Annotated in this window: 21 protein-coding genes, 1 tRNA gene and 2 rRNA genes; 12 read left to right on the forward strand and 12 right to left on the reverse strand. The window is 49.0% G+C overall.

Annotated features, from left to right (window positions below; genetic code table 11):
- Window positions 1–8 precede the first annotated feature (8 nt).
- The 3 genes from rrf (EOJ37_RS08950) (at window position 9) to rrf (EOJ37_RS08960) (ending at window position 391) form a co-directional block, all read left to right on the forward strand.
- Window positions 9–124 (forward strand): 5S ribosomal RNA (gene rrf, locus EOJ37_RS08950).
- Window positions 125–140: 16 nt separating this feature from the next.
- Window positions 141–216: transfer RNA gene (locus tag EOJ37_RS08955), tRNA-Thr, on the forward strand.
- Window positions 217–275: 59 nt separating this feature from the next.
- A 5S ribosomal RNA gene (gene rrf, locus EOJ37_RS08960) occupies window positions 276–391 on the forward strand.
- A gap of 105 nt (window positions 392–496) precedes the next feature.
- Here rrf (EOJ37_RS08960) and EOJ37_RS08965 read toward each other — a convergent pair.
- The 6 genes from EOJ37_RS08965 to rpmH all read right to left on the reverse strand — a co-directional run bounded on the left by EOJ37_RS08965 (window position 497) and on the right by rpmH (window position 6,056).
- Complete coding sequence (locus EOJ37_RS08965) at window positions 497–1,612, reverse strand: alpha/beta hydrolase (protein ID WP_240651689.1); 1,116 nt, start codon at window positions 1,610–1,612, stop codon at window positions 497–499.
- Between the two features lie 569 nt (window positions 1,613–2,181).
- On the reverse strand, window positions 2,182–3,546 hold the full coding sequence (mnmE, locus tag EOJ37_RS08970) for a tRNA uridine-5-carboxymethylaminomethyl(34) synthesis GTPase MnmE (RefSeq protein ID WP_127959588.1): 1,365 nt from the start codon (window positions 3,544–3,546) through the stop codon (window positions 2,182–2,184).
- Window positions 3,547–3,676: 130 nt separating this feature from the next.
- A complete protein-coding gene (gene yidC / locus EOJ37_RS08975; protein ID WP_127959589.1) occupies window positions 3,677–5,314 on the reverse strand; it encodes a membrane protein insertase YidC in 1,638 nt (545 codons plus the stop codon).
- Window positions 5,315–5,316: 2 nt separating this feature from the next.
- Window positions 5,317–5,574, reverse strand: coding sequence for a membrane protein insertion efficiency factor YidD (yidD, locus tag EOJ37_RS08980; RefSeq protein ID WP_127959590.1), 258 nt, complete (start codon window positions 5,572–5,574; stop codon window positions 5,317–5,319).
- On the reverse strand, window positions 5,538–5,897 hold the full coding sequence (gene rnpA, locus EOJ37_RS08985) for a ribonuclease P protein component (protein WP_127959591.1): 360 nt from the start codon (window positions 5,895–5,897) through the stop codon (window positions 5,538–5,540). Before rnpA ends, yidD begins: the two co-directional genes overlap by 37 nt.
- Before the next feature lie 18 nt (window positions 5,898–5,915).
- Window positions 5,916–6,056: a 50S ribosomal protein L34 gene (rpmH, locus tag EOJ37_RS08990; protein ID WP_000831330.1), complete on the reverse strand. Its 141-nt coding sequence runs from the start codon at window positions 6,054–6,056 to the stop codon at window positions 5,916–5,918.
- A 470-nt stretch (window positions 6,057–6,526) separates the two neighbouring features.
- Between rpmH and dnaA the strand changes: the two genes are divergently transcribed.
- From dnaA to gyrB, 4 genes are all read left to right on the forward strand, one after another.
- A complete protein-coding gene (dnaA, locus tag EOJ37_RS08995; RefSeq protein ID WP_127959592.1) occupies window positions 6,527–7,921 on the forward strand; it encodes a chromosomal replication initiator protein DnaA in 1,395 nt (464 codons plus the stop codon).
- Between the two features lie 5 nt (window positions 7,922–7,926).
- A complete protein-coding gene (dnaN, locus tag EOJ37_RS09000) occupies window positions 7,927–9,027 on the forward strand; it encodes a DNA polymerase III subunit beta (RefSeq protein WP_127959593.1) in 1,101 nt (366 codons plus the stop codon).
- A 133-nt stretch (window positions 9,028–9,160) separates the two neighbouring features.
- The gene (gene recF, locus EOJ37_RS09005) at window positions 9,161–10,246 is read left to right on the forward strand and encodes a DNA replication/repair protein RecF (protein WP_127959594.1); all 1,086 of its coding nucleotides are present in this window, start codon (window positions 9,161–9,163) and stop codon (window positions 10,244–10,246) included.
- Between the two features lie 18 nt (window positions 10,247–10,264).
- Complete coding sequence (gyrB, locus tag EOJ37_RS09010) at window positions 10,265–12,679, forward strand: DNA topoisomerase (ATP-hydrolyzing) subunit B (RefSeq protein WP_127959595.1); 2,415 nt, start codon at window positions 10,265–10,267, stop codon at window positions 12,677–12,679.
- A 135-nt stretch (window positions 12,680–12,814) separates the two neighbouring features.
- Here gyrB and hutH read toward each other — a convergent pair whose 3' ends face one another.
- Together hutH and hutU are read right to left on the reverse strand one after the other, a co-directional pair.
- The gene (gene hutH, locus EOJ37_RS09015) at window positions 12,815–14,350 is read right to left on the reverse strand and encodes a histidine ammonia-lyase (protein WP_127959596.1); all 1,536 of its coding nucleotides are present in this window, start codon (window positions 14,348–14,350) and stop codon (window positions 12,815–12,817) included.
- Window positions 14,347–16,038, reverse strand: coding sequence for a urocanate hydratase (gene hutU, locus EOJ37_RS09020; protein ID WP_127959597.1), 1,692 nt, complete (start codon window positions 16,036–16,038; stop codon window positions 14,347–14,349). The genes hutH and hutU overlap by 4 nt, the downstream gene beginning before the upstream one ends.
- A gap of 586 nt (window positions 16,039–16,624) precedes the next feature.
- Here hutU and cysJ point away from each other — a divergent pair.
- The 5 genes from cysJ to EOJ37_RS09045 all read left to right on the forward strand — a co-directional run bounded on the left by cysJ (window position 16,625) and on the right by EOJ37_RS09045 (window position 22,951).
- On the forward strand, window positions 16,625–18,421 hold the full coding sequence (gene cysJ, locus EOJ37_RS09025; protein WP_127959598.1) for an NADPH-dependent assimilatory sulfite reductase flavoprotein subunit: 1,797 nt from the start codon (window positions 16,625–16,627) through the stop codon (window positions 18,419–18,421).
- The gene (gene cysI / locus EOJ37_RS09030; RefSeq protein WP_127959599.1) at window positions 18,421–20,136 is read left to right on the forward strand and encodes an assimilatory sulfite reductase (NADPH) hemoprotein subunit; all 1,716 of its coding nucleotides are present in this window, start codon (window positions 18,421–18,423) and stop codon (window positions 20,134–20,136) included. The genes cysJ and cysI overlap by 1 nt, the downstream gene beginning before the upstream one ends.
- 16 nt (window positions 20,137–20,152) lie before the next feature.
- Window positions 20,153–20,887, forward strand: a complete 735-nt coding sequence (locus EOJ37_RS09035) for a phosphoadenylyl-sulfate reductase (protein ID WP_127959600.1) — start codon at window positions 20,153–20,155, stop codon at window positions 20,885–20,887.
- A gap of 254 nt (window positions 20,888–21,141) precedes the next feature.
- A complete protein-coding gene (gene ampE / locus EOJ37_RS09040) occupies window positions 21,142–21,996 on the forward strand; it encodes a beta-lactamase regulator AmpE (protein ID WP_127959601.1) in 855 nt (284 codons plus the stop codon).
- Between the two features lie 463 nt (window positions 21,997–22,459).
- Window positions 22,460–22,951, forward strand: a complete 492-nt coding sequence (locus tag EOJ37_RS09045; RefSeq protein WP_127959602.1) for a YajQ family cyclic di-GMP-binding protein — start codon at window positions 22,460–22,462, stop codon at window positions 22,949–22,951.
- A gap of 135 nt (window positions 22,952–23,086) precedes the next feature.
- Here EOJ37_RS09045 and cyoE read toward each other — a convergent pair whose 3' ends face one another.
- From cyoE to cyoB, 4 genes are read right to left on the reverse strand one after another with little or no spacing between them, the layout of a single operon-like run.
- The gene (gene cyoE, locus EOJ37_RS09050) at window positions 23,087–23,968 is read right to left on the reverse strand and encodes a heme o synthase (protein ID WP_127959603.1); all 882 of its coding nucleotides are present in this window, start codon (window positions 23,966–23,968) and stop codon (window positions 23,087–23,089) included.
- Window positions 23,969–23,984: 16 nt separating this feature from the next.
- On the reverse strand, window positions 23,985–24,323 hold the full coding sequence (locus EOJ37_RS09055) for a cytochrome o ubiquinol oxidase subunit IV (protein WP_127959604.1): 339 nt from the start codon (window positions 24,321–24,323) through the stop codon (window positions 23,985–23,987).
- A complete protein-coding gene (locus tag EOJ37_RS09060) occupies window positions 24,320–24,940 on the reverse strand; it encodes a cytochrome o ubiquinol oxidase subunit III (RefSeq protein WP_127959605.1) in 621 nt (206 codons plus the stop codon). Before EOJ37_RS09060 ends, EOJ37_RS09055 begins: the two co-directional genes overlap by 4 nt.
- Window positions 24,930–26,921 carry a cytochrome o ubiquinol oxidase subunit I gene (cyoB, locus tag EOJ37_RS09065; RefSeq protein ID WP_127959606.1) on the reverse strand — a complete coding sequence of 664 codons (1,992 nt, stop codon included), beginning with the start codon at window positions 26,919–26,921 and terminating at the stop codon, window positions 24,930–24,932. The genes EOJ37_RS09060 and cyoB overlap by 11 nt, the downstream gene beginning before the upstream one ends.
- Between the last annotated feature and the right edge of the window lie 4 nt (window positions 26,922–26,925).

Consider the following 26,925-nt stretch of genomic DNA (forward strand, 5'->3'; position numbering starts at 1 on the left):
CGAACATGCCTGGCGGCGATAGCGCGGTGGTCCCACCTGACCCCATGCCGAACTCAGAAGTGAAACGCCGTAGCGCCGATGGTAGTGTGGGGTCTCCCCATGCGAGAGTAGGACACTGCCAGGCACCAAATAAGAAGTAAGCTGATATGGCTCAGTTGGTAGAGCGCACCCTTGGTAAGGGTGAGGTCCCCAGTTCGAATCTGGGTATCAGCACCACTTTAGCGAAGTGATTTGTCAGCTAGAATTTCGAATAAAATATATAGAAACAGAATTTGCCTGGCGGCGATAGCGCAGTGGTCCCACCTGATCCCATGCCGAACTCAGAAGTGAAACGCTGTAGCGCCGATGGTAGTGTGGGGTCTCCCCATGCGAGAGTAGGACACTGCCAAGCACCAAATAAAACAAAAGAACCCACGAATGTGGGTTTTTTTGTTTTATTTGCTCAATGCTTATCTCTTCAACTGATACTTCCGTGTTCTGCTTGACGTTTAACAGGTCAATGCTCGGAGGTTAGTGCTAACACGTTGCTAAAGCTATGTTGGCTTCCCGATTCGATTTCAGATTGGCTGATAAGTAATGCCTTACCAACCACCCAGCTCAGAGATTGATAATAGTGCTCTTGCCAGCTATGTGTGCTGCTGTCATCCAATGCTATATGCTCAGCTTTAACCTGATTTTTTTCATTGAATAACTTGGTAAAATGTTCAACAAGTGAAAGCTGTGGTGCATTTTTGGGATCATAAGACGTGATCAGGACGCGCTTGTTTTTAGCTAGAGATTGGCGAGCGGGTGGTAGTTCTCCTAATGGTGACGCTAGCAGGGCACCTGCATAAGTTTTAGGATATTTGGCCAGTAAATTGGCCGCATGTAATGCTCCTTGACCATGAGCACTGAGATAGATTTGGTGTTGATTCAGCTTGTATTTTGTTGCTAACTCTTTTAGTGCTCTAGAGATGACTTGATGGGTTTTCTTCTCATCAAGGTTTGACCAACGAAAACTCTCTTCTGCCAGCATCTCTGTGCCATTGATGGCAATAAAAACAATACCGGCACGTGTAAATAATTGCTGTTCCTCTGGACTGATGGTTGCAGCCTTGCCATAAGGATGCAAATAGACGATCACAGGCCACCCCTCGGTTGGAGTGGCAGTATTTGGCGTTGTATAAAAGAATTTGCCTTCAAATTGCGTTGCATACTGTTGATGGCGTGTTCTGGTCTCGGCTAGGATTGAGTGGTAGACATCACTGTGTTGCAAATTGCTGAATGCACGCTCCTCTAATAGGCTATAGTAGTACCACAATCCACGGTCAGCACTGATTTGCAGATACCGTTCAGCCAGTTCAGTTTGTCCGGTTTCCGCTAATGCAGCCGCAAGCTGAAAAGGAGCCCAAATGTTGTGCTCATCTTCACGTAACAATTTTAGATAGAGGGCCATCGCCTCTGTTTTCTTATCTTCAGGAGTGAGGCTACTGCGTGGCAGTTGCACCGTGAGCGGATGACGAATGTGGCGCTCTATTGGCTGCTCACCATCAGGATAGTGTATTTCATTGGCAATCAGGGGAGCACAGCCAAGAGTTATCAATGTGGATAAAATAAAATTCTTAAATTTCATTTTTTTATTTTCTTTCTGTGTCAGGCAAAGAGGCTGGATGGCAGCTAATAGCGCTAGCAATAGCGTTGATCACCAGCGGCAGACAGCAACGAAGGAGTAAACTCGGTAGTGAATAGCAGATAAGTTAAAAGCACCTGGTTCCTGTTTCGACATGATAATCTCTCCTTATTTTCATACAACCAACCTAAGTCCAGCTCTCGGGCAATTTCATTACTGCTGAGCGGGAGTCTACCTGCCCTAATCACACCAAACAGTGACCAATGTTGCACTAACGTTAAGTAATCAGCATTGCAGGTCACAACATCAGGATTAAGTTGCAAACTATTGGGAATTAATGGATGCAATTTTGATTGAAGAAGTCAAAAATAGCCTCGAATGGCTCACATTATAACCTATGGGTTTTATGTTTATCTAGGTTTTGTTTTCATATTGAAATTTAATCTTGCATTTTTGTTATTTTGCGACATCTTCATCCGATATATGCTTGCTGGTGATCCAATAGTGATTTTCACTTGCTCTTTCCCGGTGATAAACATCGTAGTGCTAGCCTAGAGAGGTATGCGGTGTGTTTACTTACCAATACAGAAACTGGAAAAAATGCGTCCAAGTAGATCGTCAGAACTAAATTCGCCAGTGATTTCGCTTAATGACTGCTGGGCCAGACGCAGCTCTTCTGCTAGCAATTCCCCGGCATAGCGACTTAATAGTTGACTGTTACCTTCCTGTAAGTGCTCTGCAGCTTGTTCTAAGGCTTGTAGATGTCGACGGCGTGCCAGAAAGCTCCCCTCAAGACTGCCACTGAAACCGATACTCTGTTTCAAATGCTGGCGCAATAGCTCAATTCCTTCACCAGTACGAGCACAAAGCCGTATTACGGTATGTCGATTCACTTCACTGACACCAAGCATTTCACCCGTGATATCTGCCTTGTTGCGTATGACAGTAACAGGTAAGCCTGCTGGCAGTCGGCTGACGAATTCCGGCCAAATCTCAGTGGGTTCGGTTGCTGTGGTGGTGGTGCTGTCGACCATAAAGAGTACCCGATCTGCCTGTGAGATCTCCTGCCAAGCTCGTTCTATGCCAATGCGCTCCACTTCATCACTAGCATCACGCAGGCCAGCAGTATCAATGATATGCAGTGGCATACCATCAATATGGATATGTTCACGCAGAACATCTCGTGTAGTTCCGGCAATCTCGGTAACGATGGCCGCTTCATGACCTGCTAATGCATTTAATAGGCTTGATTTTCCAGCATTAGGACGTCCAGCAATGACGACTTTCATCCCTTCTCGCAGTAGCCTGCCTTCGTGAGCAGAAGCACGTACTTGCTCCAGATCGACAATGATCTGCTGTAACTGTGCAGTAACGTGGCCATCTGAGAGGAAGTCGATCTCTTCATCAGGAAAATCGATGGCTGCTTCAACATAGGTGCGTAAGTGAGTAAGCGCTTCCACCAATTGATTGATGCGAGTGGAAAATGCCCCCTGCAATGAGTGAACCGCACTGCGTGCAGCTTGCTCCGAACTGGCATCGATCAGGTCAGCAATTGCTTCTGCTTGGGTGAGATCAAGCTTGTCATTGATGAAAGCGCGTTCAGAGAATTCTCCGGGTCTTGCAATCCGAACACCTGGTAGAGCGATGATTTGTTTGAGTAGTAGATCGAGAACGATAGGCCCTCCATGACCTTGTAGTTCTAGAACATCTTCACCGGTAAAAGAGTGAGGGGCCGGGAACCAGAGCACGATTCCCTGATCCAGCACCGAACCTTGGCTATCATGAAACGGTAGATATTCCGCGTAACGCGGTTTGGGTAATTTACCCAGGACCTGTTGTGCAACCTGTTTTGCCTGATAACCAGAGATGCGTACAATGCCAATTCCTCCCCTTCCAGGTGCGGTAGCAATAGCAGCAATAGTATCAGTGCAATTCATAACAGGCCCTCTTTTGAATCAAAACAAAATAGCAGAGATAGAAAAAGGCGGCCATAAGACCGCCTTCGACGCTATCTGATCAGTTGGTCGTTAGTATGTAACAAGCAACATCAGATGGTTTACTGTGTCATTATGCGTTCTTCTCACGGCTATGGAGACCGCGCTTTTCCAGTCCACGGTAGATCATTTGCTGTTGGACAATGGTTACCAAGTTACTGACGGTATAGTAAAGCACCAGACCTGACGGGAACCAGAGGAAGAAAATAGTGAAGATCACTGGCATGAAGTTCATGATCTTCTGCTGCATCGGATCTGTAATTGTGGTTGGCGACATCTTCTGAATGAAGAACATGGTCAGCCCCATCAACAATGGCAGAATGTAGTAGGGATCTTGTGCTGAGAGATCCTTAATCCACCAAATAAACGGTGCATGACGCAGCTCAACCGAACTCATTAACATATAGTAGAGTGCTAGGAAGATCGGCATCTGGATCAGCAGAGGTAAGCAGCCACCGAGTGGGTTAACTTTTTCCGCTTTATACAGCGCCATCATCTCCTGACTCATGCGCTGCTTGTCATCACCAATTCGTTCGCGCATTGCTTGCAGTTTTGGCTGCAACAGGCGCATTTTCGCCATTGAGGTATATTGTGCTTTAGTCAATGGATACATGATCCCGCGCACAATAAAGGTGATGATGATGATTGAAAAGCCCCAGTTATTGATAAATCCATTGATAAACTTCAGCAGTTTAAACAGCGGCTGAGAGATAAACCACAACCAGCCATAATCAACAGTCAGGTCGAGATGCGGTGCTAGGTTTGCCATTTTCTCCTGCAACTCAGGCCCAACCCACAGTGTAGCACTCAGTTTCTGTTGTGTACCTGGCTGAATAACCACTGGCAGCGACTTAAAACCGATAGTCGCTACGTTTTTGTCATCACTCTTTCGGGTATAGAAGGTATTTAGCCCTTCGGTGTGTGGTACCCACGCAGTAGCAAAATACTGCTGCAACATAGCAACCCAGCCGCCTTGAGTGGTGATATTTAACTCGTCTTTCTTATCAAACTCATGCTTTTGATACTTATTATCGCTGCTTGAGTAGGCCGAACCACGGAAAGTGTGCAGAGCAAAGTTGCTACTGCCAGTATCACGATGCTGAGGCAGAGCAACGTTCTGCTTCAATTGACCAAACAGTGTTAGCTCAAGTGGGGCTTGGCTTTTATTGACGATAGAGTAATCAACACCAATGGCATAATCACCACGGCGTAATACGAAGGTTTTAGTAAACAGCGAACCATCCTTACCAGTGAAAGTGAGCGGAATGCGTAGCTCACTTTCACCATCAGCCAAGGTAAAGCTGCTCTGTTCAACATCAAACAGTGGACGTTGGCCATTAGCAGGGTTATCTGGCCCATCTCTACCGGTTAGACCACTTTGCGCCTGATAGACAAAAAATGGTGAGGTCTCTAGCAGTTGGAAAGGCTGTGAAGAGCCGAGAGCATCGTTGTAGGCAAGCAAATTGGCCTGAATAATGTCGCCACCTTGGGTATTTATCAGCAGCGAAAGCACGTCAGTTTTAACGGTGATCAGTTTGCCCCGGTCACTGCTGAGTCCAGCTATCTTGCTATTGTCAGCAAGTGGTGCATTGATGCTCTGCTCTACATTCTGAACAACTGGTTGCGGCGCATGGTCCGTCTGCCAGGTTTGCCAGATTATAAAAGAGACAAACAGTAGCGCGATGAGAAAAAGGTTGCGTTGCGAATCCATCGTTAGTGTTCTCTGTTATCATCGATTTTCGGCGGCACGGGATCATCACCACCGGGGTTCAAAGGATGGCATTTTAATACGCGTTTCAGTGTTAACCAACTGCCTTTTAGCATACCAAACCGCCCTAATGCTTCAATTGCGTAGTGAGAGCAAGTTGGCTGAAAACGGCAACGCGGACCAAGCAGCGGACTGATCAGCCACTGGTATACCTTTACTACGCCAATCAGCAGGCGTGCGCCTGGTGACAGTGGCGATGCCATAATTTTTCCAATGCTTTCGTCAGTGCATGGTTATCTAATTCTGCAGCCCCTTTTTTGACTACAACGACAAAATCCATAGCCGGCAATGTATGCTGACGCAAACGGAAACTCTCGCGGGTAAGGCGTTTGATCCGGTTACGCTCATGTGCCCGTTTGACCTGTTTTTTGGCGACGGTAAGACCGATACGGGGATGCCCCAGCAGATTCTGGCGGCCGAGAATAGTGATTTGCGGCGTGCCAGCACGTTGTGGCTGCTGGAAGACGAAAGTGAATTCGGTGGGAGTTAACAAGCGCAACTCCCTGGGAAAAGCGAGCTTAACCACTAAGTGGATTAGCTTTTATTACTTTGAAACAGTCAGACGAGCACGGCCTTTCGCACGGCGGCGGGCCAGAACTTGACGACCATTCTTGGTGGCCATACGAGCACGGAAACCGTGACTACGGTTACGCTTTAGTACGGACGGCTGGAAAGTGCGTTTCATAGCGATTTCTACCTAAACTTGAATGAAATACGGGTAAATCAAGGTACGCTTGCGGTTCGACACCAAATGGCCGAGCGAACAAGCACAATACATTAAAGAGGCGGGATTGTAATAATTGTACCGGCCTGAGTCAATTCACATTACACACCCTTTGAATTTTTATAGTGAAACTGGCCGCTATCCGGCTTGCTCATTCGGCGTTACTGCTTTAAATTCATTACGCTTTACAGTACCACTTGGTTTTGCATATCACCTAAAGATTAAGAGGTTTTGGAATTTTTGGTTAAAATGCAAGCAACCTTGCTGGCTGTGGATAAAAAGGTCATTATCTGTGATTAAAAAGAAGATCTCTGGCGCGGATTACGTTATGATCGGCGGTCACGATCGCGCTCCCAAAACGAGAACTTCGGGGGAGGTAACAAAAAAGTCGCGTTTTCTTTATTATTGATCTTGTTCGAGTGGAGTCCACCGTGTCACTTTCCCTTTGGCAGCAGTGTCTTGCCCGATTGCAGGATGAATTACCCGCTACAGAATTCAGTATGTGGATACGCCCGTTACAGGCGGAACTGACTGACAATACCTTGGCACTGTATGCCCCCAATCGTTTCGTGTTGGATTGGGTTCGTGATAAATACTTAAATAACATCAATAGGCTACTTGGCGATTTCTGTGGGGCCAACATGCCGTTGCTGCGTTTTGAAGTGGGCAGTAAGCCTGTGCTGCCAACGGTCAGTGCTGCTGTTTCTACCGTCAGCAGCACGGTAGCGACTGCACCGGTGGCGCGTAGCTCGGCACCGGCTCGTCCAAGTTGGGATAATGCTGCACCACCGCCGGAGCTTTCTTACCGTTCCAATGTCAATCCCAAGCACACATTCGACAATTTTGTTGAGGGTAAGTCGAACCAGCTAGCACGTGCCGCAGCACGTCAGGTAGCGGATAACCCGGGTGGTGCTTACAATCCGCTATTTCTGTATGGTGGTACCGGACTGGGCAAAACCCACCTGTTACACGCCGTGGGTAATGGCATCATGGCACGTAAGGCGAATGCTAAAGTTGTCTACATGCATTCAGAGCGTTTCGTCCAGGATATGGTGAAGGCATTACAAAATAATGCGATAGAAGAGTTCAAGCGTTATTACCGCTCAGTCGATGCGCTACTTATCGATGATATTCAGTTTTTTGCCAACAAAGAGCGCTCACAGGAAGAGTTCTTTCATACATTTAATGCGTTACTGGAAGGTAACCAGCAGATTATTTTAACCTCTGACCGTTATCCAAAAGAGATCAGCGGTGTTGAAGATCGTCTGAAGTCGCGTTTCGGTTGGGGGCTGACGGTGGCAATTGAACCGCCGGAGTTAGAAACTCGAGTAGCGATCCTGATGAAAAAAGCGGATGAAAACGATATCCGCCTGCCTGGCGAAGTGGCCTTTTTCATCGCCAAACGCCTGCGTTCCAATGTTCGCGAGCTGGAAGGCGCGCTGAATAGGGTGATTGCGAATGCCAATTTTACTGGACGAGCCATCACTATTGATTTTGTGCGAGAGGCATTGCGTGATCTGCTTGCACTGCAAGAAAAACTTGTCACGATTGATAATATTCAGAAAACGGTAGCAGAGTATTACAAAGTTAAAGTTGCTGATTTGCTCTCGAAGCGGCGTTCACGCTCGGTAGCGCGGCCACGCCAAATGGCAATGGCTTTGGCGAAGGAGTTGACTAATCACAGCCTGCCAGAAATTGGTGATGCATTTGGTGGTCGTGATCATACCACGGTGCTACATGCGTGTCGTAAAATCGAGCAGTTGCGTGAAGAAAGTCATGACATCAAAGAAGATTTTTCCAATTTAATCAGAACATTGTCATCATAATCCCTATGAAATTTATCGTTGAACGTGAGCATCTGTTAAAACCGCTACAGCAAGTGAGCAGTCCTTTGGGGGGGCGTCCTGCGTCACCTATTTTAGGGCATCTACTGCTGCAAGTGACGGAAGGAACCCTGCTGCTGACAGGCACCGATCTCGAAATGGAGATGGTGGCAAGGGTAACTCTCTCTCTGCCGCACCAGACGGGCGCAACCACTGTACCGGCGCGTAAATTCCTAGATATCTGTCGAGGGCTACCAGAAGGGGCCGAAATCACCGTCACTTTAGAGGGGGAACGCATGTCGGTGCGTTCTGGCCGTAGCCGTTTTTCACTTTCAACCCTGCCAGCAGAGACTTTCCCGAATTTAGGTGAATGGCAGAGCGAGGTCGAACTGACCTTGCCACAAGCGACGTTAAAACGGCTGATCGACGCCACGCAATTCTCGATGGCTCATCAGGATGTACGTTACTACCTGAATGGCATGTTATTTGAGACTGCCGGTGAAGAACTGCGAACGGTGGCTACTGATGGTCACCGTTTGGCTGTCTGCTCAATGCCACTTGGCCAGTCATTACCGACCCATTCGGTGATTGTACCGCGTAAGGGGGTGATTGAGCTGGTTCGTTTGTTGGATGGTGGTGAAGCACCATTACGGATCCAGATTGGCAGCAACAACATTCGCGCTCATGTTGGTGATTTTACCTTCACTTCCAAGCTGGTTGATGGTCGTTTCCCAGATTATCGTCGCGTGTTACCAAAAAATCCCGACAAAATATTGCAGGCCAACTGTGAACTGCTCAAACAGGCTTTTGCCCGTGCTGCGATTTTATCGAATGAGAAATTTCGCGGCGTGCGGCTGTTCGTGCAGCAGAATCAACTGAGGATCACCGCTAATAATCCAGAACAGGAAGAAGCGGAAGAGATCCTTGACGTAAACTACAACGGTAGCGAAATGGAGATAGGCTTTAACGTCAGCTACATGCTTGATGTGCTTAATGCTCTGAAATGTGAAGATGTTCGTTTACTGTTGATAGATGCCGTCTCCAGTGTGCAGATCGAAGATAACGCCAGTCAGGCTGCGGCCTATGTTGTTATGCCAATGCGTTTGTAATCAATGGCTGGCGATTTAACTGGCTTACACATTACTGGCGCACTATCTGCTTCCTGTTGCTTGTGCTCAGTTACGGGTTACCGCACCGTCGTGCTAACCCGAACAGCACGTTTGCATAATAAGTAGCCTTATTATGGCGTTGACTCGTCTGTTAATTAAAGACTTCCGCAATATTGCTGCTGCAGAGATGGCACCGGCAGCCGGATTCAATTTTTTAGTTGGTGCTAACGGCAGTGGCAAGAGCAGTGTGCTGGAAGCGGTTTATACTTTAGGACACGGGCGAGCATTTCGTACTCTGTTGACTGGACGCGTGATCCGTCATGAACAGCCTGAATTTGTACTACATGCCCGTATTGCGTTAGCCGAGCGCCAGTTATCGCTTGGCTTAAGTAAGAGTCGTCACGGCGATAGCCGGGTCAGGATAGACGGTAACGACGGACATAAAGTGGCTGAACTTGCTCAGCTACTACCGATGCAGTTGATTACTCCAGAAGGGTTTAGCCTGCTCAATGGTGGCCCGAAGTATCGGCGTGCTTTTCTGGATTGGGGCTGTTTTCATAATGATCTAGGTTTTTTCACTGCTTGGAGCAATCTTAAACGGCTACTCAAACAGCGCAATGCAGCGCTACGCCAAGTGCGCCGTTATGCAGAACTGCGTGTATGGGATCAACAACTGATCCCACTGGCTGAACGCATCAGTGACTGGCGCGCAGCTTACAGTGAAGCAATTGCAGCGGATATTAGTGCCACTTGCGAACAGTTTTTACCCGGGTTTGCGTTGACGTTCTCTTTTCAGCGAGGTTGGGCAAAAGAGCACAGCTATGCTGAACTGTTGGAAAACCAGTTTGAACGCGACCGAGCATTAACTTATACCGCGTTTGGTCCGCATAAAGCTGATTTTCGCATTCGTGCAGCGGGCACACCGGTAGAGGATTTATTATCACGCGGTCAGCTTAAATTGCTGATGTGTGCATTGCGTTTAGCGCAGGGTGAATTTCTCACCCGCCAGAGCGGGCGATGCTGCCTGTATCTGATCGATGATTTTGCCTCTGAACTGGACACCCATCATCGTCGCTTGTTGGCGGAACGTCTGAAAGCGACTCAGGCACAAGTTTTTGTCAGCGCAGTCAGTGCTGAACAGGTATCTGACATGATGGATGAAAAGGGCAAGATGTTCCACGTGGAACAGGGTAAAATAGAGCTTCAACCACAGGATTAAAATGAGCGAGAAACGTTGATGTCGAATTCCTATGACTCTTCAAGTATCAAGGTATTAAAAGGTCTTGATGCGGTACGCAAACGTCCCGGCATGTACATTGGTGATACTGATGATGGCACCGGTCTGCACCACATGGTATTTGAAGTTGTAGACAACGCAATCGACGAAGCACTGGCAGGTTATTGCAGTGATATTCAGGTAACCATCCATGCAGATAACTCTGTGTCAGTACAGGATGATGGGCGTGGCATCCCGACCGGTATTCATGAAGAGGAAGGGGTGTCTGCGGCACAAGTGATCATGACTGTGCTCCATGCTGGTGGCAAGTTTGATGACAACTCCTATAAAGTCTCTGGTGGTTTACACGGTGTTGGCGTTTCAGTGGTGAACGCCCTGTCAGAAAAACTGGAACTGGTGATCCGTCGTGAAGGGAAAGTGCATGAACAAACGTATCACCATGGCGAGCCACAAGCGGCATTGAAGGTGGTTGGTGAAACCGAACAGACCGGCACCACGGTGCGTTTTTGGCCAAGTTACCAGACATTCACCAATAACACGGAATTTGAGTATGACATCCTAGCTAAGCGCTTGCGTGAATTGTCATTCCTCAACTCTGGCGTCTCGATTCGCTTGAAAGATGAACGCAGCGATAAAGAAGACCACTTTCACTATGAGGGTGGCATAAAGGCGTTTGTTGAATATTTGAACAAGAACAAAACGCCGATCCACCCAACAGTGTTCTACTTCTCCACCATGAAAGATGAGATTGGGGTTGAAGTCGCGCTACAGTGGAACGATGGTTTTCAGGAGAACATTTACTGCTTCACTAACAACATTCCGCAACGTGATGGTGGTACCCACCTGGCTGGTTTCCGTGCGGCAATGACTCGCACGCTGAACAGCTATATGGAGAAAGAGGGTTACAGTAAGAAAGCTAAAATCAGCGCAACCGGTGACGATGCGCGTGAAGGTTTGGTGGCAGTGATCTCAGTCAAAGTACCCGATCCCAAGTTCTCATCACAGACCAAAGACAAACTGGTCTCTTCGGAAGTGAAAACAGCAGTTGAATCATTGATGAATGATAAATTGGTCGACTATCTGATGGAGAATCCGTCCGATGCGAAAACGGTAGTTGGCAAAATTATTGATGCTGCGCGCGCACGTGAAGCTGCACGTAAAGCGCGCGAGATGACGCGGCGTAAAGGTGCGCTCGATTTAGCTGGGCTTCCAGGTAAACTGGCTGACTGTCAGGAACGTGATCCGGCACTGTCTGAACTCTACTTAGTGGAAGGGGATTCTGCGGGTGGCTCAGCAAAACAGGGGCGTAACCGCAAGAACCAGGCAATTCTGCCGCTGAAAGGCAAAATTCTTAATGTCGAGAAGGCGCGTTTTGACAAAATGCTCTCTTCACAGGAAGTAGCAACGCTGATCACTGCACTGGGTTGTGGCATTGGACGTGATGAATACAACCCGGATAAATTGCGTTATCACAGCATCATTATCATGACCGATGCCGACGTGGATGGCTCGCACATCCGCACGCTGTTATTGACCTTTTTCTATCGCCAAATGCCAGAAATTATTGAGCGTGGACATGTTTTTATTGCACAGCCGCCGCTTTATAAAGTGAAAAAAGGCAAACAGGAGCAGTACATCAAAGACGATGAAGCGATGGATCAGTACCAGATCGCGATCGCACTAGATGGGGCGACACTGCATCCGAATGAAGCAGCGCCTCCGTTAGCGGGCGCACCATTAGAGCAGTTGGTGGCAGAGCACTACAGCGTGCAGAAACTGATTGCACGCATGGAGCGCCGTTATCCACGCGCCCTGCTTAATGCATTGATTTACCAGCCTACTTTGCTAGAAACTGAACTGAGCGATCAAAACCGTGTTAACGCTTGGATGGCAGCGCTGGTGAAACTACTGAATGATACTGAGCAGCATGGCAGCAGCTACGATTTTGTTATCAGCGAGAACCGTGAACGCCAGTTGTTTGAACCTGTTCTGCGCGTACGTACGCATGGTGTTGATACCGACTATCCACTTGACTTCAATTTCTTTCATGGCGGAGAGTACCGCAAGATCGACACACTGGGCGCCAAGCTGCGTGGCTTGTTAGAGCAGGGGGCATTTATTGAACGCGGTGAGCGCCGTCAGCCAGTGAGTAGCTTTGAGCAATCGCTGGAGTGGCTGGTGAAAGAGTCGCGTCGCGGGCTATCAGTACAGCGCTACAAAGGATTGGGCGAAATGAACCCAGATCAATTGTGGGAAACCACCATGGATCCGGATCAGCGCAGGATGTTGCGCGTCACCGTTAAAGACGCGATTGCTGCTGATCAACTGTTCACTACCTTGATGGGCGATGCGGTAGAGCCACGCCGAGCCTTTATTGAAGAAAATGCATTAAAAGCAGCCAATATTGATATTTGATATTGGGCTGAACTGATTGAATAAGGGAGGTTCGCTGTTGAACCTCCCACTCGCCTGTCTGACTGCAGAGTATCTACCTGCGGTTGGAACCGTGCATATAACCTTCTGAAAGCAATATGTCTCAACACAGGTTGACTAGTTCAAACTGGGCAGTATCCCGACCGGCATTAGCGAGGTTAAATGTCCAGCAGCGATCAACTGATCAGCCATGGCGATATCGGGAGCAAAGAAACGGTCTTGGTCGTAGTAAGCAACATAGTTACGCAGTAGCGTGCGTGCCTGCTCCAAACTAACCGTGGTTTGTAGCCCTTTACGCAGATCAAGCCCCTGACAAGCCGCTAGCCACTCTACTGCCAGTACGCCACGCACATTTTCCGCCATTAACCACAAACGACGCCCGGCCGCTGGTGCCATTGAAACATGATCCTCCTGATTGGCAGAGGTAGGAATGCTATCGACACTGGCGGGATGCGCGAGCGCCTTATTTTCACTGGCTAACGCTGCGGCAGTCACCTGGGCAATCATAAAACCGGAATTGACCCCGCCATTTTCGACCAAAAAGGGTGGCAGTTGTGACATATGTTTATCCATCATCAATGAGATACGTCGCTCAGAGAGTGATGCAATCTCGGCAAATGCCAGCGCCAGGTTATCAGCCGCCATGGCAACCGGCTCAGCATGGAAGTTTCCTCCAGACAACACATCACCCTGTTCAGCAAACACCAGCGGGTTATCAGAGACCGCATTCGCTTCAATCTCCAGCACGGTAGCCGCTTGGCGGATCTGTGTCAGGCAGGCACCCATTACCTGAGGTTGACAACGCAGTGAGTAGGGATCTTGCACCTTATCGCAATGCTGGTGTGAATCAGAGATGGCACTACGTTCACCCAACAGGTGGCGATAAGCAGCAGCAGCATCGATCTGGCCTTGCTGACCACGCACAGCATGAATACGCGCATCAAACGGATAACGTGAACCGAGCGCTGCCTCAACGGTCAAGCTACCAATCACCGTTGCCGCCGCATAGAGATCTTCAGCTTCAAACAGACCACGCAGGGCAAAAGCAGTAGAAACCTGGGTACCGTTCAATAGCGCCAGCCCCTCTTTGGCTGCCAAGGTTAATGGCACCAAACCCGCTTTACTCAGCGCCTCGCGTGCAGGTAGCCATTCGCCTTTGAAACGTGCTTTTCCTTCCCCCAACAACACCAGACTCATATGCGCCAAGGGAGCCAGATCCCCTGATGCACCGACTGAACCTTTTAGCGGAATATGCGGATAAACCTCGGCATTGACCAGTGCAATCAGCGCTTGCAGTACCTCAAGGCGTACACCAGAGAAACCACGACACAGGCTGTTGATCTTGAGTACCATGATCAGACGAACCAGATTATCATCAGTCGCCTCACCAATACCGGCGGCATGCGACAGCACAATTGAGCGCTGGAGGTTTTCCAGATCTTCACGCGCGATACGGGTCGATGCGAGTAGACCAAAGCCAGTATTGATACCGTAGGTAGTGCGATTTTCTGCCACAATTTGCTCAACACAGGCGACACTACGCTCAATAATTGGGTAGGCTTGACGGTCAAGTGTCAGCCGAACCGGGTGTTGATACACTTGACGTAATTCGGTCAGTGTCATTTGGCCTGGATGAATGGTCAATGCTCTCATGCTTTCTCTCCCTGGGAGTCAGTTAACATCGGTAAATTGAGTTTATGCTGTTGGGCACAGTCAATCGCAATTTGGTAGCCCGCATCAGCGTGGCGCATCACACCCGTAGCGGGATCATTGTGCAGCACGCGAGCAATCCGCTGCGCAGCTTCATCACTACCATCACAAACAATCACCATTCCTGAGTGTTGTGAAAAACCCATGCCAACACCACCACCGTGATGCAGTGAAACCCAGGTAGCTCCGCCGGCGGTATTTAGCAGTGCATTCAGTAACGGCCAGTCAGAAACCGCATCAGAACCATCTTTCATCGCTTCGGTTTCACGATTTGGACTGGCCACCGAGCCAGAGTCGAGATGATCACGACCGATCACGATTGGTGCAGAGAGTTCGCCGGTGCGTACCATCTCGTTAAATGCCAATCCCAACTTGGCACGCAGACCTAAACCAACCCAGCAGATACGTGCCGGTAACCCCTGAAAACTAATACGTTCACGCGCCATATCCAGCCAATGGTGCAAATGTTGATCATCGGGGATCAATTTCTTCACCATCGCATCGGTTTTATAGATATCTTCGGCATCACCGGAGAGCGCAGCCCAGCGGAACGGGCCAATACCACGGCAGAATAACGGACGGATATAAGCGGGTACAAAACCTGGGAAATCAAACGCGTTATCAACGCCCATCTCTTTCGCCATTTGGCGAATATTATTGCCATAGTCAAAGACAGGGATCCCCATCTGCTGGAACGCCAGCATCGCCTTGACATGCTCGGCCATTGACTGTTTAGCTGCAGTGACCACCAGCGAAGGCTCAATTGGTCCACGGCGGCGATACTCTTGCCAACTCCAGCCCTTGGGTAGATAGCCATTAAGTGGATCGTGCGCACTGGTCTGGTCGGTCACCATATCTGGCCGTACGCCACGTTTTACCAGCTCAGGCAAGATCTCTGCCGCATTACCACACAACGCAATTGAGATCGCCTGACCTGCGGCGGTATATTTCTTTATCCGTGCCAATGCATCATCGAGATCGTTGGCCTGCTCATCGACATAGCGTGTTTTCAGGCGGAAATCGATCCGGCTCTGCTGGCATTCAATATTCAGGGAACACGCACCGGCTAATGTTGCTGCCAGCGGTTGAGCACCCCCCATACCGCCTAGGCCGGCAGTGAGTACCCAGCGTCCACGCAAGTTGCCTTCATAGTGCTGGCGCCCGGCTTCGACAAAGGTTTCATAAGTGCCCTGCACGATGCCTTGGCTACCAATGTAGATCCAGCTACCGGCTGTCATCTGGCCATACATCGCCAACCCTTTAGCATCTAGCTCATTAAAGTGTTGCCAGGTTGCCCAGTGTGGCACCAGATTGGAGTTAGCAATTAACACTCGCGGTGCATTAGCGTGGGTTTTGAACACACCGACCGGCTTGCCCGACTGCACTAGCAGTGTCTCATCATCTTCTAACGTTTTGAGTGTTGAAACGATTTTATCGTAGCACTCCCAGTTGCGTGCAGCGCGACCAATCCCGCCATAGACCACCAACTCATGTGGATTTTCAGCAACCTCAGGATCTAGGTTATTCATTAACATGCGCAGCGGTGCTTCGGTCAGCCAGCTCTTTGCGTTCAGCTTAGTGCCACGTGGAGCACGGATATCAACATTACGTAATCGGTTATTGGTTGTCACAGCGATTTCCTCATGCAATATCAAGGTAGATCTCGTTGCTTGGCGGCAATGCACCGAGCGTAGGAGAGTGTCATTATTGCTATAATATATACATGTATGTACAAGTACATTCAAGAGTGTTAGCTAACAGTAAAGTCACAGCATAAATCGGGTTGGAATGTGGTTTTGATATTGATTTTTATCATTAAAAAAATATATTTCCCTGTAATGGAATACTGGGGTGGTAAAAAAAATTAATTCATCATGTCTCATTTTTGTGTTGCATATCACAATTAATTCACATAATTATTACAACACCGAAAGGTTAGTGTAAGAATCCGGCGGGCAGTGCCAGGACAATCGGCAAGGTAATGAGCGGGTGATGATCATTGGGGGCACGATGGTCGTTAAGTGAGTGGCAGCGATGAAATGAGCAATAGTCATTTTGGTTATTATTTATCGCGATAGCTTATTTAATCGTTGGCTTAACACTCAGTACCCTAGCAGACTTCCTCAACAGCTTAACAAGCGCGATTACCGGGCAGCGGTGGATCGTGGCGGCAGGCAGAGTCACTCAGATTGACTAAGTATAGGATATTGGCAGGCGATGACGACGCAAACTTCAACCCCGTTACTCCCGTTAACCGCTGAACAGCTTGCCAGTCTGCAAGCGGTAATTGCTCATTACTCACCAACACAACTGGCCTGGTTATCTGGTTATCTCTGGGCGTTGGCTAATCCGAATGCTCAGGGCAGTGCAACGGCGGCGGTTCCTGCCAATGCACAGCCAGAGAGCATCACTATCCTTTCCGCTTCGCAGACCGGTAACGCGCGCCGTTTAGCAGAACAGTTGCGTGACGTGCTATCGGCAGCGCAACTTCCGGTCAAGCTAGTCAATGCCGGCGAGTATAAATTCAAGCAGATTGCCCAAGAACGTTGGCTGGTGCTGGTCACTTCAACACAGGGAGAGGGTGAGCCACCAGAGGAGGCGGTAGCACTGCACAAATTCCTGCATAGCAAGAAAGCGCCCTCGCTGGTCACGCTGCATTTTGCTGTGTTTGGTCTTGGCGACAGTTCCTATCCAAAATTCTGTCAAGCAGGGAAGGAGTTTGATGACCGATTGGCTGAGTTAGGAGCACAACGTTTACTGCCGCGTGTGGATGCTGATCTCGATTATCAGCCACAGGCAGAGACCTGGCGTGGGCAATTACTGGATCAGTTAAAACAGCAGGTAAGCCACAGCGCCCCAGTCAATCTACCCACCAGCGCTAACCTGCTGGCTGCCAGTCAGCACTATACCCGGCAGCAGCCACTGCATGCCCAGTTGGCACTGAAGCAGAAAATCACCGGACGCAACTCAATCAAAGATGTGCGCCATATCGAGATTGACTTAGCACAGTCTGGCTTACGCTATCAACCGGGCGATGCGCTTGGCGTCTGGTTTGAGAATGATCCGCACTTGATCGATGAGCTGTTACAACTTGTCGGTCTATCTGGCGATGAACAGATTGAGCTATCGGGTAACAGCTTCGTGTTGCGCCAAGCGTTAAGTTGCCAACTGGAACTGACACAAAATACCGTGCCAATAGTCGAAAAATATGCCGCGTTGTCGCAGCATCCAACGCTGCTGAACTTATTGGCGGATAAACATCAATTACAGCGTTACGCAGCGCAGACGCCGATTGTTGATATGGTGTACCAACAGCCGATGAAGTTGACGGCTCAGCAACTGGTGGGGTTACTCAGGCCGCTGACACCACGGCTATATTCGATTGCTTCATCACAGGCAGAAAATGAACATGAAGTACACATTACCGTTGGTGTAGTGCGCTACCAGATTGATGGGCGTCAGCGCAGTGGTGCTGCCTCTGGATTTTTGGCCGATCGCCTGCATGAGGGCGAGATGTTACGCATCTTTATCGAGCACAACGATCACTTCCGTTTACCCGTCAATCCGCAAAGCCCAGTGATCATGATTGCTGCTGGTACAGGTATCGCGCCATTCCGGGCTTTCATGCAACAGCGAGAGGCGGAAGGTGCAGGTGGTAAAAACTGGTTGTTGTTTGGCAACCCACACTTCAGTGAAGATTTTTTATATCAGGTGGAGTGGCAACGTTATGTCAAACAAGGGTTATTAACCCACATCGATTTAGCATGGTCGCGTGATCAGCCACATAAGGTGTATGTGCAAGATAAGTTACAGCAACAAGGGGCGCGCTTATGGCAATGGCTACAGCAGGGCGCACATATTTATGTTTGTGGTGATGCCAAACAGATGGCCAAACAGATTGAAACCACACTGCTGGCGTTGATCGCACAGTATGGCGGCATGAGTCAGGAACTGGCAGAAGAGTTTTTAAATGAGTTGCGCGTAGCGCGCCGTTACCAGCGAGATGTCTACTAATGAGCAATAAACATCCAGTACCTCTGATAGTGGAAGGTGAGTTAACCGATGCCGAACGCATGAAGCAACAGAGTAACTTCCTGCGTGGCACCATTAGCGAAGACTTAGAGAATGGCCTCACTGGTGGTTTTAGCGGAGATAATTTCCTGCTGATCCGCTTTCATGGCATGTATCAACAGGATGACCGTGATCTACGCGCTGAGCGGACGGAGCAAAAACTGGAACCGCGCCACGCAATGATGCTGCGCTGTCGGTTGCCTGGCGGCATCATTTCACCGCAGCAGTGGCTGGCGATAGATCAGTTTGCGCAACAACACACACTCTACGGCAGCATCCGACTGACTAATCGACAAACATTTCAGTTTCATGGCATTGTGAAAGGGAAATTGAAATCGGCACACCAGTTACTGCACCAAGTGGGGCTTGATGCACTGGCGACCGCCAATGATGTTAACCGCAACGTACTCTGTACCTCTAATCCCGTAGAGTCTGCCCTGCATCAACAGGCTTATCAGTGGGCAAAGCGGATCTCGGAACATCTGTTGCCACGCACGCGCGCTTACGCTGAGATTTGGCTCGATCAGCAGAAAGTCGCCAGTACCGATCAAGAACCGATCCTCGGCAGCAGCTACCTACCACGTAAATTTAAAACTACGGTCGTGATCCCGCCACACAATGAGGTTGATCTGCACGCAAATGACATGAATTTTATTGCTATTGCTGAGAACGGTAACCTGGTTGGTTTTAACCTGCTGGTGGGTGGTGGGTTATCTATCGAGCATGGTAATCGCAATACTTATCCACGCACGGCTACTGAATTTGGCTATGTGCCACTTCAGCATACCCTGGCGGTTGCGGAAGCGGTGGTGACCACTCAGCGCGATTGGGGGAACCGCACTGATCGTAAAAATGCTAAAACCAAATACACCTTGGAGCGTGTTGGTGTTGAGGCATTTCGCGCCGAAGTGGAGAGACGCGCCGGTATCAGCTTCCAACCATCACGCCCCTATCAGCTCACTGAACGTGGCGATCGTATCGGTTGGGTAAAAGGCATAGATGATCTCTGGCACTTAACACTGTTTATCGAGAATGGTCGTCTCATTGATCTGCCTGGGCGACCGTTAAAAAGCGGCATGGCAGAAATTGCCAAAATTCATCAAGGGGATTTTCGTCTTACAGCCAATCAGAATCTGATTGTCGCTGGTGTTGCTGAGAGCGAAAAACAGCGTATCGAGACAGTGGCTCGCCAGCATGGCTTGATTGACGATCAGCACAGCCTACTGCGTAAAAATGCAATGGCCTGTGTCTCTTTCCCTACCTGTCCACTGGCGATGGCTGAGGCAGAGCGCTTTTTGCCGACTTTTGTCAGCCAAGTCGAACAGATTATGCAGCGGCATGGCATAGCAGATGAAGCGATAGTGATGCGCGTGACCGGTTGCCCGAATGGGTGTGGTCGATCACTCTTGGCAGAGCTAGGCTTAGTGGGCAAGGCATTAGGGCGCTACAACCTGCATTTGGGGGGCAACCGCGAAGGAACGCGTATTGCGCGCATGTACCGCGAGAATATACATCAAGATGAAATTCTACAGCTTATTGATCAGTTAATTGCCCGCTGGGCGACTGAGCGGGCTGTGGGTGAAGGATTTGGCGATTTTACTGTGCGTGCTGGCATCATCCGTGCAGTGCAGGATCCAGCACAAGACTTCTGGGATTAAACAAGAGGTAGACAAGATGGCTCAATTCAATCTAGCAACATTGAACACCTTGCCTAAGGAGGGGCAAGCCTTGGCCTTAGTGATGGTCAACGGCCAGTTGGAACAGCTTTCAGCGATCGACAGGGTCGAATGGGCTTTAGAGCATCTACCGGGAGAGTTTGTGCTCTCCTCCAGTTTTGGTATTCAAGCGGCGGTTTGCCTTCATTTGGTGACGCGTATTAAGCCTGATATTCCGGTGATCCTGACCGACACAGGCTATCTGTTTCCAGAAACCTATCAATTTGTTGATCATTTGGTAGAACAGTTAAATCTCAACCTGAAAATTTTTCGTGCGGAGCTTTCTCCTGCTTGGCAGGAAGCCCGCTACGGCAAATTGTGGGAGCAAGGGCTAGAAGGTATTGAGAGCTATAACCAGATCAACAAAGTAGAACCGATGATGCGTGCACTGAGCACTCTTGGCGCACAAACTTGGTTTTCTGGTTTACGGCGTGAGCAGGCAAGCAGCCGAGCCAATCTACCGGTACTGGCAGTGCAGCATGGTGTGTTTAAAATGTTGCCGATTATCGATTGGAGTAATCGACAGGTTTATCAATATCTGACCGAACATGGTTTGAACTACCATCCGCTGTGGGAGCAGGGCTACCTCTCGGTCGGTGACACACACACCACCCAGAAGTGGCAGCAGGGCATGAGCGAAGAGCAGACGCGTTTTTTTGGCTTGAAACGTGAGTGTGGTCTGCATATCGGATAAATATTAGGCAGCACATCAGTCGACAAGACGCTAGAATCAACCTATCGCTCTATGACTGGAGTCTATCGCACAGCAGGCGGTATGATGGAGAGCAGACAACATTAACAACCTATCACAGTAAGCGTACTTGGTGGCATCAGCTTGAATATCGCGTGAGTGTGGAAGCTAAAGCGTGTGACGGTTTTACACTCTCACTGGTTTCAAAATGGTTAGTCGACTCGAACTGCTTGGATAGGTGACAAGAGGATCGATTGATGGCGCTGTTTACTCTACTGCTGGTTTTGGCATGGGAACAACTATTTAAACTGGGCGAGGTCTGGCATCTCGATCACCGCCTTGAGGTGGTGTTTCAACGTCTCAAACACTTCTCCTTCGGTCACACGCTACTGATCTGTACCGGCTGGATGGCATCGATATGGCTGCTGCTCTGGCTGGTCAAAGGATTATTTTTCGGTGTGGTCATGCTACTGGTGTGGATCCTGATCGGCTTACTGTGCCTTGGTGCAGGTATCACACGCAAACACTATCGTGCTTATCTGCAAGCAGCCAGGCAGGGCGAGAGTGACGCCAGGGAGCAGATGTCACAAGAACTGGCACTGATCCACGGTCTACCGAGTGAAGGCGGTGAAGTTGAACGGCTACGAGAACTGCAGAATGCGCTATTGTGGATTAACTACCGCTACTATTTTGCACCATTGTTTTGGTTTGTGCTGTGTGGTTCATTTGGTGCGGTAGCATTAGCAGGTTATGCTTTCCTGCGCGCCTATCAAACTTGGTTGGCGCGCCACTGCTCACCGCTACAGCGAGCACAAAGTGGGGTCGATTTCCTGTTACGTTGGCTTGACTGGATCCCAGTGCGTTTAGCAGGGGTCGCCTATGCTCTGCTTGGTCATGGTGAACGTGCTCTGCCAGCTTGGTTTGCTTCACTGATTGATCGGCACACCTCGCCCTACCGTGTTCTCACTTGCCTCGCTCAGCTCTCTTTAGCGCGTGAGCCGCATATCGATGCTGTAGAAACCCCCCGTGCTGCGGTGTTGCTAGCACGAAAAGTTACCCTGTTTGCCGTGGTAGCTATCGCATTACTGACCATTTATGGGGCATTAGTATAGTGATGTGGTCACGCTTGCTATTATCAACGGGTAATATTCAAATCGTTTGCGCGTTGATTATGGCCCGTTATTTGGCAGGTAGGTAAAACTGACAGATACCGGTTCACCCGGTATTCATCGGGTGCTTTGCTATAACCGCTATCAGAAACTGCCCCCATCATGTTGCCAGAAATGACAAAGCAGGTATCATGCAATCCACTGAGAGCCTGTTACAGTAGGCATCATTGTTGCCGTCAGTTTGGACCACCCACAGCGCGCAGAAATTGCAGCGTATAGCCGTGCACCACGATTTTTAGCACTGTTCAGGGACAAAATGGCAGCTAAAATGGCCCTAATCAGATAGGCGGTCAATCTTATCGACTAAATAGCAGTGGTTGCAGCCGACAACAGCAGCATGGTGTTACTGAGGTTGTTTGCAACTTCTCTACTGGTCACAGCACAGATAATCTGGAGCAATAAACTTATGCCATCTTTCGACATTGTTTCTGAAATCGATATGCAAGAAGTGCGTAATGCGGTGGAAAATGCGACACGTGATCTTAGTACCCGTTGGGATTTTCGTAACGTCACGGCCAGTTTTGAACTAAATGAAAAGGGTCAATTGATCAAGGTTGCCAGTGAATCAGACTTCCAAGTGCAACAATTGCTTGATATTTTACGTGAGAAGTTGAGTAAGCGTAATATCGATGGTGCAGCGCTGGAGATCCCGAGTGAGTTGACCCATAGTGGCAAAACTTACAGTGTTGACGCTAAGTTAAAGCAAGGTATTGAGACCAGTGTGGCGAAACAGATCGTTAAGTTGATCAAAGAGAGCAAGCTGAAGGTACAGGCACAAATTCAGGGTGAAGAGGTGCGCATAACCGGCAAGTCGCGTGATGATCTACAAAGTGTGATGGCGCTGGTGCGGCAGGGTAACCTAGGGCAACCGTTTCAGTTTAAAAACTTCCGTGATTAGTTCGCCGTGATTAGTTTAGATGGTCACTGACGACAGTGAAAAATCATCACTATTTAAAACCGTTGCTGATTTCAGCATCAGCAACGGTTTTAATAGCGTATATCGTCTGTTCGAACAGTTGAGTAAGCAGCGTGGTTACAGTGCGCTGAATAACATCTCAGAGTTGACACTGAAATCGACCGACATCATTACGCTTAATGAGATGATTGCCACGATCGAGAACGCGAACAGTTTGCGCGCCCAAATACCATCATTCTCAGTTTTATAGCCACGTAACGCCATGCCAAGCCACCAAAGGCTAACTGCCGCAGCGACTGCTAAGTACTTGTAGCCAGCATAGCCACCCAGTGTCAGCATCAGGGTAGCGACCATAAATGCCAGAATGTAGAGTATGATGTGATTTTTAGCCACAGAGATACCCTTCACCACCGGCAGTACTGGGATATTGGCAGCTTGGTAATCTTTAAAACGGAAAATCGCAATGGCATAGGAGTGGGGCATCTGCCACAGACTGAAAATTGCCAGTAAGATCAGCGCACCCATATCAAAGGATTGCGTTACTGCACAATAACCAATCACCGGTGGCGCGGCACCGGATAAACTGCCAATCAAGGTGCCGTAAACTGAATGGCGTTTCATGTACAAGCTGTAAACACCAACATAAACCACGAAACCCATCACCGCCAGCCACATCGCCAGCGGATTAGCCAAGGTGTAGAGCAGCACAAAACCAGTAATACCGAGTAGGGTAGCGTAAATCAGGCTGATATGTGGTTTGATCAGCCCTTGTACCAATACTCGGTTTTTGGTTCGCTCCATCTTTTTGTCGATGTCACGGTCAATGTAGTTATTGAATACGCAACCCGATGCGACCACCAGCGACACACCGAGTAGCGACGCAAAAAACAACCGGTAATCAATACTGCCCTTGGCTGCCAGCAAAAACCCGCCCACTACCGAAATAAGATTGCCGAAAATAATACCAGGCTTGGTTACTTGCAGGTATTGCTTGATCATGGCACCAACCTTGCGACTAATCGAGCATCATATTGATGTTAAGGTTGTACATAATCCACAGTGAACCGACCACCAGAATACCGATAATCACCGCAGTGAATACCAGCGCCACCAAGTTCCAACGCTCTTGTGACGAAGTATTCATATGCAGGAAGTAGATTAAATGCACTATTACCTGGATCACGGCCATACCGATCACTATCGCCAGCGTGGTGCTTTGCGATGCCCAGTCGTTCATTACCATAGCAAATGGAATCACGGTAAGGATAATCGACAGGATGAAACCAGTCAGATAAGAGCGCACACTGCCGTGGCTGGCGCCACCATGAGAAGTGTGCTGGGATGAATGACTCATGGCATAACCCCCAACAGGTAAACAACGGTAAAGACGCAAATCCAGACCACATCAAGGAAGTGCCAGAACAAACTCAAGCACATCAAGCGTGTTTTGTTAGTGCTATTGAGACCACGTTGGTTAACCTGAACCATCATTACGATCAGCCAGACTAAGCCAGCAGTAACGTGCAGACCGTGAGTACCGACTAGTGCGAAGAAACTGGACAGGAACGCACTGCGATCTGGGCCAAAGCCTTCTGCAATCAGGTGATGAAATTCATAGATCTCCATCGCGACAAAGGCAAAACCAAACAGGAAGGTCAGCATTAGCCAGCGATTGACTTGACCCACCTTACTTTGGTTGCTGGCAATCATCGCCATACCATAGGTGATAGAGCTGAATAACAGGATAAAAGTTTCTACCAACACAAAGCGCAGGTCGAAAATATCTCTACCAGAGGGGCCATCAGCAACGCCATTCACCAACACTGCATAGGTGGCGAACAGTGTGGCAAACAGAATACAGTCGCTCATCAGGTAGATCCAGAATCCGAAGACTTTGGTTTCACCTGCATCGTGATGCCCATGCTCAGCATGAGCCAGATTATGATTATGGGTCAGAGTATCAGTTGCCATGGTTTACGCCTGCTGTGCTGATTTGTTGATAGTGTTGGTTTTCAATACGTTCGATTTCATCGACCTGTACATAATAGTCGACATCTTCATCGAAGCTTTTAACCACCCAGACGACGATCATGCCGACCAGGCCGACCACAGCCATCCACCAGATATGCCAGATCATGGCAAAACCAAACACCAAGCTAAAGGCTCCGATGATTACTCCGGCACCAGTATTTTTCGGCATATGAATTGGCTCATATTTGGCCGGTTTTTTATACGCCTGACCATTCTGTTTCATATCCCAGAATGCGTCACGATCGTTAATCTCTGGTATCACGGCGAAGTTGTAGAACGGCGCTGGCGAAGAAGTTGACCACTCCAGAGTACGCGCATTCCAAGGGTCACCGGTGAGGTCACGATTCTGGTGACGATCACGAATACTGACAATAAACTGGATCACCTGGCAGGCGATACCTACAGCAACCAGAACCGCACCGCCAGCAGCAATCAGCAGCCAAGGATGGAACTCTGGGTTAATGTCTTGGCTGATACGTCGAGTCATGCCCATAAAACCAAGCACATAAAGTGGTAGGAAAGCCATTAGGAAGCCGACCAGCCAGAACCAGAAAGCGCGGATGCCCCAGCTTTCGTTCAAACGGAAACCGAACACTTTTGGGAACCAGTATGTAATTGCCGCAAAACAGCCAAACACCACACCACCGATGATCACGTTGTGGAAGTGAGCGATCAAAAACAGGCTGTTATGCAGAACAAAGTTGGCTCCCGGCACTGCCAGCAGCACCCCTGTCATTCCACCGATTGAGAAGGTGACGATAAAGCCGGTAGTCCACAGCATTGCAGAGTGGTAAACAATACGTCCGCGATACATGGTGAATAGCCAGTTGAAAATCTTCACCCCAGTCGGGATCGAGATAACCATGGTGGCAATACCGAAGAAGGCGTTAACGTTAGCCCCAGAGCCCATCGTGAAGAAGTGGTGCAACCAGACAATAAATGACAACAGTGTAATAACTACAGTCGCCCAAACCAGTGAAGTGTAGCCAAACAGGCGTTTACGCGAGAATGTGGCGGTCACTTCAGAAAACACACCAAAGATTGGCAACACCAGAATGTAGACCTCAGGATGCCCCCAAGCCCAAATCAGGTTGATGTACATCATCATGTTGCCACCCATATCATTGGTAAAGAAATGGGTGCCGATGTAACGATCCAGAGTCAACAGCGCAATGGTTACTGTAAGGATTGGGAACGAGATGATGATCAAAATGTTTGAGCAGAGCGCGGTCCAAGTGAAAACTGGCATTTTCATCAGAGGCATACTTGGTGCGCGCATTTTTAGAATGGTGGCAAAGAAGTTGACACCTGTCAGCAGGGTTCCGAGGCCGGAAATCTGCAGGCTCCATATCCAGTAATCAACACCGACACCCGGGCTGTATTCCAGACCAGAAAGCGGAGGATAAGCTAACCAGCCGGTCTGGGCAAACTCACCGAGACCGAGTGACAGATTCACCAGCACGACACTTGCAGCAAATAGCCAGAAACTGAGTGAGTTAAGGAACGGATAAGCCACATCACGTGCACCAATCTGAAGTGGTACGATCAGGTTCATCAAACCGACAATCAGTGGCATGGCGACAAAGAAGATCATGATCACACCGTGAGCAGTGAAGATCTGATCATAGTGATGAGGTGGTAAGAAACCCGCTTCGCCAGCCGAAGCAAGAGCTTGTTGGCTGCGCATCATGATTGCATCAGCAAAACCACGTACCATCATCACCAAAGCGACAATGATGTACATGATGCCGATCTTCTTGTGGTCAACCGAGGTTAACCAGTCGTTCCATAACCAACGCCATTTTTTTAGATAGGTGATCAACGCCAACAGCGCTAGACCACCGATGATAATTGCTGCCACAGTGACCATGATAATTGGTTCATGGAATGGTACAGCATCAAGTGTCAATTTTCCCAACATCAGA

This window comes from Serratia microhaemolytica (assembly GCF_004011885.1).
Classification (GTDB): domain Bacteria; phylum Pseudomonadota; class Gammaproteobacteria; order Enterobacterales; family Enterobacteriaceae; genus Serratia_G; species Serratia_G microhaemolytica.